This is a genomic window from Bdellovibrio bacteriovorus HD100 (genome assembly GCF_000196175.1).
Taxonomy (GTDB): domain Bacteria; phylum Bdellovibrionota; class Bdellovibrionia; order Bdellovibrionales; family Bdellovibrionaceae; genus Bdellovibrio; species Bdellovibrio bacteriovorus.
In genome coordinates, this window is the sequence record NC_005363.1 from 1871950 (window position 1) to 1886146 (window position 14197).

At 49.9% G+C, this 14197-nt stretch carries 18 protein-coding genes; 6 read left to right on the forward strand and 12 right to left on the reverse strand.

Annotated features, from left to right (window positions below; all coding sequences use genetic code 11):
* Window positions 1–28 precede the first annotated feature (28 nt).
* Together BD_RS08905 and BD_RS08910 are read right to left on the reverse strand one after the other, a co-directional pair.
* Entirely contained in the window at window positions 29–223 is a 195-nt protein-coding gene (locus BD_RS08905; RefSeq protein ID WP_011164408.1) for a hypothetical protein, read from the reverse strand.
* Window positions 224–307: 84 nt separating this feature from the next.
* Complete coding sequence (locus BD_RS08910) at window positions 308–571, reverse strand: hypothetical protein (RefSeq protein WP_144313826.1); 264 nt, start codon at window positions 569–571, stop codon at window positions 308–310.
* A 240-nt stretch (window positions 572–811) separates the two neighbouring features.
* Here BD_RS08910 and BD_RS08915 point away from each other — a divergent pair, with 240 nt between their 5' ends.
* From BD_RS08915 to BD_RS08935, 5 genes are all read left to right on the forward strand, one after another.
* The gene (locus BD_RS08915) at window positions 812–1282 is read left to right on the forward strand and encodes a hypothetical protein (RefSeq protein WP_011164410.1); all 471 of its coding nucleotides are present in this window, start codon (window positions 812–814) and stop codon (window positions 1280–1282) included.
* A gap of 99 nt (window positions 1283–1381) precedes the next feature.
* Entirely contained in the window at window positions 1382–2188 is an 807-nt protein-coding gene (locus BD_RS08920; RefSeq protein WP_011164411.1) for a phosphatase domain-containing protein, read from the forward strand.
* Window positions 2189–2195: 7 nt separating this feature from the next.
* Complete coding sequence (locus BD_RS08925) at window positions 2196–3008, forward strand: hypothetical protein (protein WP_011164412.1); 813 nt, start codon at window positions 2196–2198, stop codon at window positions 3006–3008.
* A 14-nt stretch (window positions 3009–3022) separates the two neighbouring features.
* A complete protein-coding gene (locus BD_RS08930; protein ID WP_011164413.1) occupies window positions 3023–3457 on the forward strand; it encodes a SufE family protein in 435 nt (144 codons plus the stop codon).
* A 71-nt stretch (window positions 3458–3528) separates the two neighbouring features.
* Entirely contained in the window at window positions 3529–4398 is an 870-nt protein-coding gene (locus BD_RS08935) for a trypsin-like serine peptidase (RefSeq protein ID WP_011164414.1), read from the forward strand.
* 72 nt (window positions 4399–4470) lie between these two features.
* On the opposite strand, the gene BD_RS08940 is transcribed toward BD_RS08935, so the two are convergent.
* Both BD_RS08940 and BD_RS08945 read right to left on the reverse strand, forming a co-directional pair.
* The gene (locus tag BD_RS08940) at window positions 4471–4788 is read right to left on the reverse strand and encodes a hypothetical protein (protein WP_011164415.1); all 318 of its coding nucleotides are present in this window, start codon (window positions 4786–4788) and stop codon (window positions 4471–4473) included.
* 171 nt (window positions 4789–4959) lie between these two features.
* Window positions 4960–5658: a YebC/PmpR family DNA-binding transcriptional regulator gene (locus BD_RS08945; protein WP_011164416.1), complete on the reverse strand. Its 699-nt coding sequence runs from the start codon at window positions 5656–5658 to the stop codon at window positions 4960–4962.
* Between the two features lie 82 nt (window positions 5659–5740).
* Between BD_RS08945 and BD_RS08950 the strand changes: the two genes are divergently transcribed.
* Window positions 5741–6532: a DUF455 family protein gene (locus BD_RS08950; RefSeq protein ID WP_011164417.1), complete on the forward strand. Its 792-nt coding sequence runs from the start codon at window positions 5741–5743 to the stop codon at window positions 6530–6532.
* Here BD_RS08950 and BD_RS08955 read toward each other — a convergent pair.
* From BD_RS08955 to BD_RS08990, 8 genes are all read right to left on the reverse strand, one after another.
* The gene (locus BD_RS08955; RefSeq protein ID WP_011164418.1) at window positions 6529–7545 is read right to left on the reverse strand and encodes a lipid A deacylase LpxR family protein; all 1017 of its coding nucleotides are present in this window, start codon (window positions 7543–7545) and stop codon (window positions 6529–6531) included. The two genes, BD_RS08950 and BD_RS08955, sit on opposite strands and share 4 nt — an antisense overlap.
* 1 nt (window position 7546) lies before the next feature.
* A complete protein-coding gene (locus BD_RS08960) occupies window positions 7547–8284 on the reverse strand; it encodes a pseudouridine synthase (protein ID WP_011164419.1) in 738 nt (245 codons plus the stop codon).
* The gene (locus BD_RS08965; RefSeq protein ID WP_011164420.1) at window positions 8281–8670 is read right to left on the reverse strand and encodes a 6-carboxytetrahydropterin synthase; all 390 of its coding nucleotides are present in this window, start codon (window positions 8668–8670) and stop codon (window positions 8281–8283) included. Before BD_RS08965 ends, BD_RS08960 begins: the two co-directional genes overlap by 4 nt.
* A complete protein-coding gene (locus BD_RS08970) occupies window positions 8667–9413 on the reverse strand; it encodes an SDR family NAD(P)-dependent oxidoreductase (RefSeq protein ID WP_157865683.1) in 747 nt (248 codons plus the stop codon). The genes BD_RS08965 and BD_RS08970 overlap by 4 nt, the downstream gene beginning before the upstream one ends.
* A gap of 302 nt (window positions 9414–9715) precedes the next feature.
* Window positions 9716–9937 carry a hypothetical protein gene (locus BD_RS08975; RefSeq protein ID WP_038449220.1) on the reverse strand — a complete coding sequence of 74 codons (222 nt, stop codon included), beginning with the start codon at window positions 9935–9937 and terminating at the stop codon, window positions 9716–9718.
* Between the two features lie 172 nt (window positions 9938–10109).
* Window positions 10110–11312: an EAL domain-containing protein gene (locus BD_RS08980; protein ID WP_011164423.1), complete on the reverse strand. Its 1203-nt coding sequence runs from the start codon at window positions 11310–11312 to the stop codon at window positions 10110–10112.
* A 12-nt stretch (window positions 11313–11324) separates the two neighbouring features.
* Window positions 11325–12788 (reverse strand): peptide ABC transporter substrate-binding protein, encoded by a 1464-nt coding sequence (locus BD_RS08985; RefSeq protein WP_011164424.1) that lies wholly within the window; start codon window positions 12786–12788, stop codon window positions 11325–11327.
* A gap of 116 nt (window positions 12789–12904) precedes the next feature.
* Window positions 12905–14071 (reverse strand): acyl-CoA dehydrogenase, encoded by a 1167-nt coding sequence (locus tag BD_RS08990; protein WP_011164425.1) that lies wholly within the window; start codon window positions 14069–14071, stop codon window positions 12905–12907.
* Window positions 14072–14197 lie beyond the last annotated feature (126 nt).

The window sequence follows — 14197 nt, forward strand, 5'->3', positions numbered from 1 at the left end:
TGGGGGCTCTTTTAATTTCAACTACAGACTAGTTGTTTTTCTTTTTCGCCGCACCAGTGATACCGGTGTGGTTTCTCCAGTTGTACTCTGGATCTGTTTTGGTGCGGTTGTGCCAAGCTTCCCATTTTTTCTTAGGAAGTTTGTGAGAGACCTGACCCTTTTCATCAAAGATGTCTGGATCTTTACCTACCAAAAATTGACCGATGGACTTCAGAATACCCATTTATAACCTCATTGAATTGCTATCCCAATATAAGCGAGCAAGGGGGCTCGAGCAAGATAGCAAGGTTTATGAGTGCGGCGCGTCTTAGGAGCGTGGGTTGGCGCAAACGTCGATGATATCCAAACCACGGTCTTCGGAAACCTTGCCAGCACCTTTGTAGAAGCTGAAGCACTGTTGGGCGGCTTGTTCGTAAGCTTCTTCGTAGCTGCCTGCGGATTTTTTAAGTTCCAGAGTCTGGCCGGAAAGTTTGTATTTAAACGTGTATTCTTTAGAGGCGGCATCGCGGCTGCTCCATGCGAAGGAAGTGCAAGAGAAAGCCAGGATTGCGATAGTGATGAATGTTTTCATAAGTCCCCCTTGGTCAGGTTTCATGTTCTTGCTTTTACATAGAGCAAGGGGTGCGCCATATAACCGGCCCTCATGCCATAAAAATGCCTTATAACATACTGAAATAACTGATCTATTTCATCTCATAGTGAGGCGTCTCAAAGGGGTATAAAGGAAGTCGACAGGTGACATGTTAGGGAATGCGGTTGATAAACTTTTGGACACTGCTAAGCTTTGATAAAAACCAACAAGGACGTTTCTATGAGAGTTTTTCTTTTTGCGCTTTTGCTTCTGACAGCGACGACATCTCAGGCCGGAACCCGGGGTCAGTTTTTGGGAATGCAGCTGATCGTGAATATCGCGTCGGTCATGTATGACGGCTCCAATGACAGTTCTCCGCATGTGCTTTTCGAGGCGATGAACCGGCCCGAGCAGGACTCTATGGTGGGGCGTGGAAAGGTGCTGGAAGCTCCTCAGAAAGTGCTTAATTTCATCTGCGCCCGTAAAGGTGAAAACAACTATCATTGTGCCATCTATATCCACCAGTCGCCGCTGGCACGTATTGGACCGGGAATGGCGCATTTCGAGGCCCGTGGGGCTGAGGCTCGCGCCCTGTTTGAGCAGTTCCACACCCAGGACAATCGCTTTTCCTTCCGTGATGGCGATGGACTGTTCCTGATTGAGGCCACACCAGAGCGATTTGTGATGAAATTTAACGCGAACGGCGTTTAGTTTCGCACCATTTCCTGTAATTACTTTGCCCCCGAAAAAGGCCCTTTGAGTGAGGGCCTTTTCTGTTATAGAACCTTCGCTAGCCGGAGGTTTAACCAAATGAAAACATGGATTGCTTTTATTTTGCTGTTTGTGGGCTTGTCAGCCCAGGCGCGCACTCTTTTGGTCAGTGATGTCGATGACACGATCAAGCTGGCTCATATCAAAGATTTGTCCGAGGCCGCCAGATACGCTTTTGACTCCAAAAGCCGTTTTGCCGGTATGAGTGAGCTGTATCACCTGATCGCCAAAGATCAGCCGGATCTTGAGATCGTTTATCTGTCCCGCGCACCGGACTGGTTCATGGGGCGTACTCACAGAAAGTTCCTGGAAAACGGCAACTTCCCGGATGGCGAGTATATCAACCGCACCAACTATGATTCAGATGTTCATAAGATCTACACACTAAGAGAAGTCATGGCGAAAGTCCGCCCTGACAAAGTCATCTTTGTTGGTGACAACGGTGAGCAGGATCCAGAGATCTACAAACAGATTTCAGAAGAGTTCGCCGGTCGTGGTGTTGAGTTTCATCAGTTCATTCGCGTGGTCTATCCTAAAACCAACATTCTGCTGGTCCAGGCCGAAATGATGCTGGAAGGCCAGACGGCGTTTGTGACTCCGGTGGAAGTGGCGCTGGATCTTGAAAAAGCCGGCATCCTGAAATCTTCTTCCGTGCAAAATCTGATCAAGGCCGTATTGCCGAAAATTCTGGATGAGCCCAACTACACCGCGGAAGGCGAAGTGGCGTTCCCGTATTTTGTGAACTGCCGTGATATGGTGTGGAAGTGGGATGATGCGATCACCCGTTTTGATGGCGTGAAAAGCGTTAAAGACCGTATCGTGAACCGTTGCAAGCTTCGCCCTTAGGATAAAGATGTTATTAAAGTACCAGCTTCCCCGCATTTATGAAAACATCCTGCCGCGCGAGATTCTGAATTTCGCGCCGGAAGAAAAAAAGGCCACCTGTGATGCCTGTGCGATGTCGCGCCCGCAGAACAAGGCCAAGATTCATTATCGCGCGGATCTGAAGTGCTGCACCTTCCATCCTTTTTTGGCGAACTATATGGTCGGGGCGACCTTCCTGGACAGCAGCGCCACCGAAGCTCACCGCATCTTCCGCGACAAGATTGAGCGCCGTGAATACGCACTTCCGATTGGTTTGGTGGCGCCGGTAAAATACCAGGTCCAGTTCAACAACCGTGAAGAAGGTGACTTCGGTCAGCGTGAAGACTGGCTGTGCCCGTACTACAACAAGGAAAGCCAGAACTGCAATGTGTGGCGCAACCGAGGGGTTGTCTGCACGACGTTCTTCTGCAAAAGCTCTTACGGGAAGACGGGTCTGAAATTCTGGGAAAAGTTCAGTAATTATCTCTGGTATGTGGAGCTGGCCCTGTTGGAAGAGGCCCTGGCGATGCTGGATTTTTCCCCGCGCCAGGTGATGACTTTGTTGGACTATCACAATCGATTTGACGGCACAGCGGCCGAAAAAAAGTCCTGGGTGATCCCGGAAAAGCTCTCTCGCGAGCTGTGGAACGGGTATTATGATGATCAAGAGGGCTTTTACAAAAAGAGCTTTGAGATTGTGGCTAATTTGGATAAAAGTGCCTTCCATGAATTGATCGGCGAGCAGGGACAGTCTCTGGAAGAAGAGCTTTTCACCATACTTCCCAAGCTGAAAAGTGAATAAGCAGGGTTAGAGATATGACTATTCAAGAAAAACAAAACAAGGTTATCCAGGACTTCTCCGCTCTTGCGCAGTGGGAAGACCGCTACAAGAAGATCATCGACATGGGTAAGGCTTTGCCAGAAATGCCCGAGTCTTTGAAGACCGAGCAGAACGTGGTGAAGGGGTGCCAGTCCCAGGTCTGGTTGTCGGCGTCCTTGAATGATCAAGGGCAAGTTCACCTTCAGGGGGACAGCGATGCTTTGATCGTGAAGGGACTGGTGGGTTTGTTGTTGAATGTTTATTCCGGCGCCACACCTTCAGAGATTTTGGCGACGCCACCCGAGTTTTTAAAAGCTTTGGGGTTTGAAGGAAATTTGTCTCCAAGTCGCGCCAACGGTCTGCACTCGATGTTGAAGCAGATTAAGCTCTATGCGACGGCTTTCGATTATTTGTTAAAAACAAAAAAATAGTTGTTTTTCCCTGTCACATTACACAAACTTGTAATGGTGGATGTTCATGATGAGCGTCCAGAGGGGACAAAGTGAAAAGGAATTCATTGGTCGCGTCCATCAGTGTCGCGGTTGCAGCAACGTTCTCAGTCGGTTTTGTTAATATCACTCCAAAAGTTATTTATGGCGAAGACAACCGTGTGGACGTGTATCAGGTCCAGCGCGCTGACATTCGTGAAATCGCGGATTCCACTGTGGCTTTGATTCCATCCCGTGCTGTGGTTCGTGATGCTCAAGGCAACTTCAAAATCAACACCACAACTTACGGTCACGAATTGGATCTTTGTAAATCCGAGCCGTTCTTTGATCAGCCGACAGCGGCAAATTGTTCGGGCTCTTTGGTGGGTGATGATTTGATCGCAACAGCCGGTCACTGTATCAGCACCAAAGATTGCGGCACGTACAGTTTTGTTTTCGGCTTCCGCATGCTGGATGCGAAAACAGCTCCACAGACGATTTCTGCTGACGATGTTTACACTTGCAAAGAAATCGTGGCTCGTGAATACACATCCGCTCAGGATTACGCATTGGTTCGTTTGGACAGACCGGTTCGTGGTCACCGCGTATTGGCGATCCAATCGACTCCAGTACAACCAGGTGATGATATCTATGTTGTGGGTCACCCATCCGGTTTGCCAACCAAGATTGCTGATGGTGCGAAAGTTCGTTCCCAAAAGAACGGCTACTTCGTAACTAATCTGGACACTTATGGTGGCAACTCTGGTTCTGCTGTCTTCAATGCCCGCACGAATGAAATCGTGGGAATCCTTGTTCGTGGTGCACAGGACTTCGCCTATGACCGCGTAAATCAGTGCACAGTCAGCAACCGTTGCACTGATGATGGTTGCCGTGGTGAAGATGTGACAAACATCTCTTTCATCTCTCAGGCTTTGAAACAGTAATAGAATTTAAGACTTTAAAACGAAAAACCCACAGCTTCCTCCGAGTTGTGGGTTTTTTGTTTTTTCAGGCCGCTACTGATATCTCAGAGGTCGGCCTGGTTCAGCAGGATCCGCGGGTCTGATAGGCTGAGCTTTAATAGCTCCTTCAGCAGGGCAGTCGCGGGTGCTGCTTTCAAGTCGGGCCATATCACTCAGTTTGTCCCGATGAGCTTCTCCGGCACAAGGCAGAAGAGGGGATTCTTTCTGAGTGTTGGCAGGTTTTCGTTTCAGTTCCTCACTTGTCACTGTGGTGCTGGACGCGTTCTTATCAGAGGACATGCGCTCAGGAGCCCCTTTGACAAATTGAGGAATGATCATCAGAAGAGCCGTTAACCACAGGGCAAATTTCATAACGACCTCCTTTGCAGTTCCATTATAGCGCAAACAGGCCAGGGGAGTTTCTCAGGTGAAAATAGATGGATTTCGAGATGTGAGTTTGCCGAAAGGCAGACTTTAGGATAGCCCTTGGTCGGGTGAAAATAAAAGGGGAGGTTGTGAAACCTCCCCTTTGGGTATGCCCTGTTAGATTGTCGCGTGAACGCGGTGAGTGTCGTCCATATCATCAAGATAGTTCAGGAACTCTTCCACGTCTTTTCTTTGTTCGTCAGAAAGCTCGGTGATGTTCTTGGCTTTATAGGACAACTCCCCTTTGGTGACTTTCCAGCCACGGGAAGTCAGGGCCTCACGAACGGCATCAAGGTCGTCAGCCGCAGTGAAGAACTCGTAAGTGCCTTCGTCTGCGAAGACTTCGTTGGCGCCTGCTTCAATAGCCTCTTCATCTGGATCGAAAGAACCTTCTTTGGTGCCTTCAATCAGGCCCACGCGCTCAAACATCCACGCCACGGAACCCGACTCACCCATGTTCCCGTCGTGAGACTTGAAGGCGTGACGCATGTCCGGAGCCGTTCTGTGTTTGTTGTCCGTTTGGCATTCCACGATCACACCGACTCCGTGAGGGCCGTAGCCTTCATAAGTCAGCTCTTCGATCACCTTGCCGTCATCCAAAAGTCCCGCACCTTTTTTGATGGCGCGTTCAATAGTGTCATTCGGGCAGGAAACTTTCTTGGCAGCATCAATCGCCATACGAAGACGAGCATTGGCATTGGGATCAGGGCCACCAGCTTTTGCAGCAACAGCAATCTCGCGCGCAAGTTTGGTGAATATTTGGCCTTTTTGTTGAGCTTTCTCAACTTTACCGGCGGTTTTCCATGATTTACCCATATATCTCCTTCTTAGGCTTGGGACTTATTGCACCAAATCAGTAAATATTTGGCAAGAAAGGGAGCGGGATGTAAAAGGGGCTATGTTCAGTTTTTTGGTCCCGGATGTGTGGGAAAAAATAGACAATATTGAAAAGTCCTGTGAGGAAGCCTTTAAACTCACTCAACCCTGGACACAGATGCCTGAAGATCCGGCAAGGGACGTCCTTTTGCTGCACCCGAAGCTTCACCCCCCGAAAAAGGGCTTTTCTTCTGCCGAAGGGCAGGCTCGCATGCTGCATGACCTGGCCAATATCGAACTTCAGGCCATGGAGCTGGGTGTAAGAACCCTGACTGAATTCCCCGACGCCCCCCAGGGCTTCAAAGAAGAACTGGTGGCCATCACCGTGAATGAATCCGAGCATCTGCGCATGTGCCTGGAAGGCATTGAATCCCTGGGTTTCAAATGGGGGGACTGGCCGGTGCATTCAGCACTTTGGCGCGCCGTCAGTGTGGAAGACACTTTGCTGGATCGTATCCTGATTGTGCATCGCTATCTTGAAGGAAGTGGTCTGGATGCAGGGGATACATTGATCCGCCGTCTGGAAGGCCTGGGATCGAATGGTCCGATTCAAAAGATCGTAAAGCAGATCAACCACGATGAAATTGGGCATGTGAATTTTGGTTCGGAATGGTACCGCGAAATTTGCCGTCAGAAAAAAATGGATGCGGGCGAGGACTTTTTCACGCGCATGGCGGATTTGCGTCTGCGCCTGCCAAAGCGTATTGAGCCGGTGAATCGCGTTTTGCGCTCCAAAGCCGGTTTCACGGATGAAGAGATTCAGTATTTTGAAAACCTGCGCCTTGATTTCATGAACAAAGATAAAAAAGTCTAATCCAGATCCCGATAATACGACAGAGTCAGGGAGGCGAAGCTGTGGAAGTTTTCACGTTCCTCAAACTCTGGCGACACGGTGACGAATCTCCAGATAAAGCTGAAATTCATGTATTGTAAGCCGTAACCAAATTCGGTTTCCGCCACAAAAGGGATGCGTGTCACGTGCGGCCCATTGTGAAAAACACTGCCATCAATAAAAATATTGTGCCCGATCAGATTGCCGCGGGCGGCGCCGTAGACATAGGCTCGCCAGGGCAGCTCGGAATTGCTTTCCCGAGGATCTTTGATCATGTCACCATCAGAGGCTGAAGGTCGGGTGGGACCAAAATCATTGGGAATGTTCACCCCCAGGCGGCCAATTACGCCGGCATGAGCGGCGATCAGGGCATTTCCCAGCGAGGCCCCCGTATAGGGAATCACATCAAACATACGGCCTGTGGTTTTATCCAGGACGTCGACAAAGCGGACTTTTTGAAAATAGGAAAGTTGGATGATGGGTTCTGTCTCAAGCTGGTTGTCCCAGCCTTGAGCTCTGGGAACTCCGATCAGGTCATGGAAATCATTCTGCACCTGCTCACCCATGGCCGGCGGGCCGACGACTCCCAAATCCAGCTCTAGACTGTGGCTGTGGGTTTCTGTTCTGTAGTTGGCCGTGAAGCCCAAGTACAGCCAGGCGGCGTAAGGGCGGTCATCCAGGATGGGCTCTGTTTGGTCCGTGTCCTCTGGTGTGTAGATTTTCTGGTTCAGCGAAATGCCGAAATTCGTGGTGGATTGGGCCAGTTCTTTTTTTAGCGTTTTGGACCAGTCGGTGAGTGTCGGGGCCCAGCCAGGAATAGTGTCTTCGGCATAGACATAGGAAAAACGAAACCCGTTGGTGTAGCCATCATCAGAGTTCGGGCCCCCCAGTCTGCGGGTGTCATTTTCAATCGTGGCGGTGTAGGATTCACCTTTGCTGGCGGCGATAGCCAGCGGGCTGAATCCTGCTAAAACAAACACCGCCAGCAATAACACCCTAATCAAGATGCTCATCCTCTTCAAGGAAGCGCCATTGACCTTCAGGTAATTGGCCCAGACGGATTTTTCCGATGCGCACCCGCTTAAGACCGGTGACCTTCAGGCCCACCAGTTCGCACATGCGGCGGATCTGACGTTTTTTTCCTTCCTGCAGAATAAAGCGCAGCTGATCTTCATTCAGCCATTCGACTTTCGCAGGTTTGAGTTTTTTGCCGTCCAGAGACAGGCCGAAATTCAAAAGCTTCAGTTTGTCCGGCGGCAAGGTTCCCTGAACACGCACGATGTATTCTTTTTCGACTTTGGATTCTTCGCCGATGATTTTTTTGGCGATGCGTCCGTCCTGGGTGAACAGCAGCAGCCCTTGCGAATCAATATCCAGGCGGCCAGCCACAGCCAAGCCTTTGAAGTGCTCCTCTTTCAGGCGGGTTTTGGAATTTCCGAACTGATTTTGCGGAGTGATCAGTTTGATTGCCGGTTGATAAGGAGGTTCCGGCTGGGCGGAAACATAACCCACGGGTTTATTCAGTAAAATCGTCGCCAGTCTTTTTTGTTGTTTCAGCGCCTGGGCCTCCAGGGTGATCTTCACATCCGGGCTGACCTTGGTGCCCAGCTGACTGACAACCTCGCCATTGACCATGACAAGACCACGGGAAATATAATCATCAGCTTCGCGGCGGGAACAGATGCCTTTTTCAGCCATCAGTTTGGAAAGGCGTACTTTGTTGTCTTCGCTCATAGGCGGATCTCCGTCCAGATGTTGTCCATCTCGTAAAGGCGCAGATAAGAAATCTCTTCGGACTTCACCTGACTTTTTAGTTTTTCCAGAAAATAAAGACAGATGTTTTCTGTCGTCGGGATGTTTGTTTTAAATTCCGGAATCACAAAGTTTAAATGCTCGTGATCCAGAACAGCGGTCAGGTTGTTTAAAACAGACTGATAATGCTGCTGTTGTTGTTTCCAGCTGTCGTTCTGACAATGAAAGCCTGCTTCCAGCATATAGTTGTGCCCATGTCCGTACTGTGTGTAACAGCGGCCAAAGGTTTCGCGGTTTTTATGCTCGTCCCATTGGGGTTGAGCATAAAAGTGCGCAGCGCTGAAAGGGCTTTTCAGGGTGATAATCATGTCAGGTTGATCCCGCCATCCACGGACAGCACCGCTCCGGTGGTCCAGGATGAAAGATCCGAACCCAGGAAATAAACCGCACGGGCAATGTCTTCCGGTTTGCCGATGCGACCCAACGGTTGTAAACCGCCCATCTTGTCCAGCGTCGCTTTTTTCTGATCTTCCGGCAAAGCATGGAACTGGTGAATCGGGGTGTCGACCAGACCTGGACACACGCAGTTGGCGCGGATATTCAGTGGTCCGCCTTCCAGGGCCAGACTTTCTGTCCAGTTCACCAAGGCGGCCTTCACCGCCGAATAAGCAGACGTCGGGCCTTGAGGGCGCAGCCCCAGTGTCGAGGAGATATTCACGATGCTGCCGCCACCTTGTTCTTTGAAGTACGGGAAGAAAGCGCGAACAATGCGCAATGGTCCCAGCATGTTAACTTCAAACTGACGGCTCCACAGTTCATCACTTCCGGATTCAGTGGTGTTGCTTTCATAGATGCCGGCATTGTTCACCACGCACTCCACGCGGTGGATTTTAGCCCCCATAACCTCGCCCAGGCGTTTGTTCAAAGCCGCTTCATCAGACAGGTCACAGGAAACGATGGAAGCGCCACTTCGGCATTTCAAAGCCACGTCCTGCAGGCGCTCTTTGTTGCGACCCATAAGATAGACAAAGTATCCGTTTTTGGAAAATTCGATCGCGGTGGCAGCACCGATGCCGCTGCTGGCGCCGGTGATAAGGACGGCTTTTTTCAAGTTGGACCCCCGAACCCCCACTCCGACTTCGTCGGAGCGTAAATGGATTTGAACTGGACTTATGGTAGCAAAAGTAGGGGCCGAAGAGAAGTTATGTCCATGCGCGAAGCGACGTCTATCGGAATAAAGTTCTTCTTTGTCGGTCTTTTGATCTTCGGGGCCTTTTTCAGCCATTTTTAACCCCGGCCACGCCGAGGAGGCTGGAGTGCCGGCAGGCACGCAAGCTGGACTGGCGTCATACCAAACAAAAAAGCCGGGTGGGAGCCCGGCTTTTAACGGATGAATTCGAAATAGGAACGGCGTTAAGCCACTTTTTTGGCTGCCGTGTAGTGATAGAACTTCTTGTCGAAGTCTGGTGCCTTCATGCCTTCTTTAGTGATCAGGCCGGCTTTAAACCAGTCAAAGTGCTCGGCGCAGAAACCTGCTTTTTCAGATTTCTTTTTGCAGCCTTCGCCGCAGCAACGGGCAGATTCAAGGGAAACGACATTGTTTGGGATCTGTTTATCAAATTTTTTGTCAGCCATACGTGTGACCTCCAGATGAAATCTTAAGCTGGTTGATTGTCTTAAGACATAAGACTTATCGGCGAAGGTCTTGCGGACTTTAGGAAATCTTCTCAAGTTTAGAAGTCTCAGTTTGAGACACGTATTGGCGATTTTACGAAGGAATAAGGCCTCCTCTTCAGAGGCCTTGCGGTTAGATCAGCTTTAAGAAGCGGCCCAGATCAACGGGTTTAGAGAACAAATAACCCTGACCAAAACGAGCGCCCAAGGTTTCAAGCACCAGCGCTTCTTCGTGGTGTTCGATGCCTTCTGCGATGACTTCAATATCCATGGCGTGCGCCAAGTGGATGATCGAACTGACCACGGCTTTGGATTTTGGATCACTCAGGATCTTCATCACGAATGAACGGTCGATTTTCAGGAAGCTGATCGGCATCTGGGTCAGGTATTGCAGACCCGAGAAGCCGGTCCCGAAATCATCAATGGAAATTGCATAACCCAGGCTGCGGCACTGGTTCAGAGCATCAATGGCGATCGCGCCATCCATCATGATTCTTTCGGTCATCTCAAGTTTGATGTTCTGAGTGTGCAGGTCATGCTTTTCACGCAGATCCTCCAGGTTGTTCACGAAATCAGAATGCGTGAACTGACGGCCGGAGATATTGATGCTCATCATGAAATCATCAGCCATGCGCTCTTTTTTATTCAGACGCAACTGATCCTGAATGGTGCGCAGATCCTTCAGGGCCTGATTGATAATCCAGTGACCAATCGGAATCACCATCGATGAATTTTCGATGATATCGATGAAAAGATTCGGGGAAACCAACCCATGCTGCGGGGAGTTCCAGCGCAAGAGCGCCTCGCAACCCGTGATGGTTTTGTTTTTCAGATTCACGATCGGCTGATAGAACAGTTCAAATTCCTTGTTCTGGAAAGCCTGGAAGATCTGGTTTTCAAGTTTGATCTGATCAAGGGCACTCTGAGTTCCATCGTCGCCAGCGCCCGAATTGTCGAATTCAACCTCAGAGATGCGAGAACCACCAGGGCCGCCGATATTTTTTCGGCGCAGACGTTTGAGTAAAACACGCATCAGAAGCTGAACGACTTTGTCAGCGGTGGAGACGCGTTCCAATACCTGTTGTTTGGTGACGATGGCCAAGCGGACATCTTCCAAAGCGCGCACACTGGCAGAGCGGTTTTGATTGTCGATCAGGGCCATTTCACCAAAGATTTCGCCTTCCCCCAGGATGGTTAGGGGAATTTCCTCTTTGTCTTTGGTGAGATAAATCAGCACCCGTCCTTTTTCGATGATATAGGCGCAGTCACCTGCATCGCCTTCGCTGAAAATGATCTGATCTTTGTGGATGTCGACGGACTGAGCTGCTGCATTCATATGAGTTTTATTCTAGGGTCTTTGGTGCAGGTTGGACAAGTCCAGCTGATTCATTTGATTCAGTTTCCATCCCGTGAATTCGGGCTTGGCCAGCATCGAGAAATGAATGGCTCCCAGCGGAATCAGCAGGTGTCTTTGCATCAGGAAGTCCATGCCGGCCTGACACCATTTCTTTTGCTCCTGGGGTTTTTCCGCCTTCGCAAGTGAGGACAAAATGTTTTCATACTCTGTCGACTTTAAGCGGATGTAGTTTTCCGGGCTCAATGGCGCAAAGGTCTCTAAGGCCGCAAGGCAGGTCGGACGATCCGGAGCCACACCTTTACGGAACACCGCCGGAGGGTTCTGCTGCAGGATTTGCAGATAGACTTTGTTTTCGCGGGACTCCAGATGCGTTTTCAGGCCTGCGTTTTTCAGCCACTGGTTTTGCATCCATTCGGTGGCGCGTTTGTGATCTTCACCGCCAAGACTTGAGAACATCAAAGTAAAGGTTGAAGTGTTCTGAATCTTGGGAACTTTCTTTAAGTCAAAGTCGTAACAAGGCGCTTTTTCCGGAAACCAGGAATCCGGAACCCCCATGCAACCGGGGCGGCCTTCAGAAGAGAAAATCTTCTGAAGCTCCACGTAGTTCAAGGAATACGTGAAGGCTTTTCTTAGGTCTTCTTTGTCGGCCAACTCGGGTCCAAACCCCAGATAGTCCAGACGGGTGACCGGAATCCAGTGAAAGTCCGGGCGCTTTTTATGGCTGGGAATGAACAGCGTCGGAAGTCGGCGCAGGAACTGCAGTTCGTTCTTTTCATAAAGCTGCAAAGCCACGGTGTCTTCTTCGATGAACAAAAACTCCACATTCGGACGCTGCGGGTGTCCGCCCTGATAGGCCGTGTTTGCGGCCAGGATGATCTTTTGCCCTTTTTTCCATTCAGCCAGTTTGTACGGGCCGGAATACGCGCCAAGATCTGCCTTGGTGGGTGCCAGTAAGAAGCTTGAAAGATTGTATTCAAAATCAGGGTCTGGTTCCTGGAATTCAAAACGCAAAGTCAGGGCATCCGGCGCCGAAACTCCCAGTTCGCCGGCTTTGGCTTTGCCAGCATAAAAATCCTGAGCCTTTTTGATTTTGAAAAGCAAATCCGCGCGCGGAGCTGCGGATTTGGGATCGAGAATCTTTTTATAGGTGCGCAGGAAGTCTTCGGAAGTCAGAGGTGTTCCATCGCTCCAGCGCAGATCTTTTTTCAGGCGGCAGGTCAGGTTCTTTTTCTTGTCACGGGTGCAACCGCTGCCAAGATCCGGAACCAGGCCCTTTTGGTCATCAAAGGTGAAAATATTGCGATACAGATTTCCCAGCAGGTAACTGGAGGCTGAAGTCTTTTGTTTGTTTGGATCCAGGCTGCCTGGCTCATTGGCAAGATGCAGGCGAAATGCCTTGGGGTTGGCAGAGGCAAAAACGGGAAAAACCAGAAGAAGTGCTAGGATGATTTTCATGCTTTTAAGACTAACTTAAGGGCGGGATGATTAGAAGCACGAAAATGACCGGGAAAAATCATAAAAAAAACGGCAGGGGATGCCTGCCGTTTTTGGGTTTCAACTGAGGGATTGAACTATTTGTCCAATTCCATTTTTGCAATCGTTTGCAATTGCATGTTGGTTGTACCTTCGTAGATCTGACCGATCTTTGCGTCACGCCAGAATTTCTCAACTGGATATTCTTTGGTGAAGCCGTTACCGCCGAACAAGTCGATGGCTTTGGAAGTGATTTTCTCTGCCGCGCGGGAAGAGTAAAGTTTCGCCATAGCAGCGGCTTCGATGAAGTCCAGGCCCGCGTCTTTCAGGCGAGCGGCATTGTAAACCATCAAACGAGCTGCTTCCAGCTCTGTGCGCATTTCTGCCAACTGGAACTGAACGCCCTGGAAGTGAGCGATTGGTTTGCCGAACTGTTCACGACCTTTTACGTAACCCAAAGCCGCTTCGTAAGCGCCTTGAGCGATACCGATCATCTGAGCGCCGATACCGATGCGGCCTTCGTTCAGTGTTTCAATTGCGATTTTGTAGCCTTTGCCGACTTCGCCCAAAACGTTTTCTTTTGGAACTTCGCAGTTTTCAAACAGCAATTCGCAAGTGGAAGAAGCGCGGATACCCAGTTTGTCTTCTTTTTTACCAACTGAGAAGCCTTTGAAGCCACGCTCAACGATGAACGCCGTGATGCCTTTGTAGCCTTTTTCAGGCGCCATGTTGGCAAAAACGATAAAGATGTTAGCTTCGTTACCGTTGGTGATCCACAATTTGGAACCGTTCAGAACCCATTTGTCACCTTTGTCTTCTGCTTTCAATTTCAATGCGAAAGCATCAGAACCGGAAGAAGATTCAGACAAAGCGTAAGCGCCCACGTCTTTGGAAGCCATCTGGCCCAGGTATTTGGATTTCTGAGCTTCAGTACCCCATTTAAGGAAGGCATTTGTTGTCAGAGTGTTTTGAACGTCTACAAGAACGGAAACAGAACCGTCCACGCGGCCGATTTCTTCAACTGCCAGGCAGGCCATGAAGAATGTGGAGCCAGCGCCGCCCCATTTTTCAGGAGTCTCGATACCCATCAAACCCATTTCGAAAAGCTTCGTCAGGATTTCTGGTTTCATCTTGGCTTCTTCGTCCATGTGAGTCACATGAGGTTTGATTTCGGATTCTGCAAAAGATCTTACAGCATCGCGGAACGCCATTTCATCTTCAGAAAGTACAGTCAGCGCCGGACGCGCATGAGTCATATCAGACATCTTATTTCCCTTCGATCGGAAGCCCAGCCCTAGGAGCCTTACCGCCTCATTGGCTTCGGACAGTCCTCGCGGACGCCATTCCCTTTGGGAATGTGGCTGCTGCGGAACTCGCCACTGAGCCAGTAA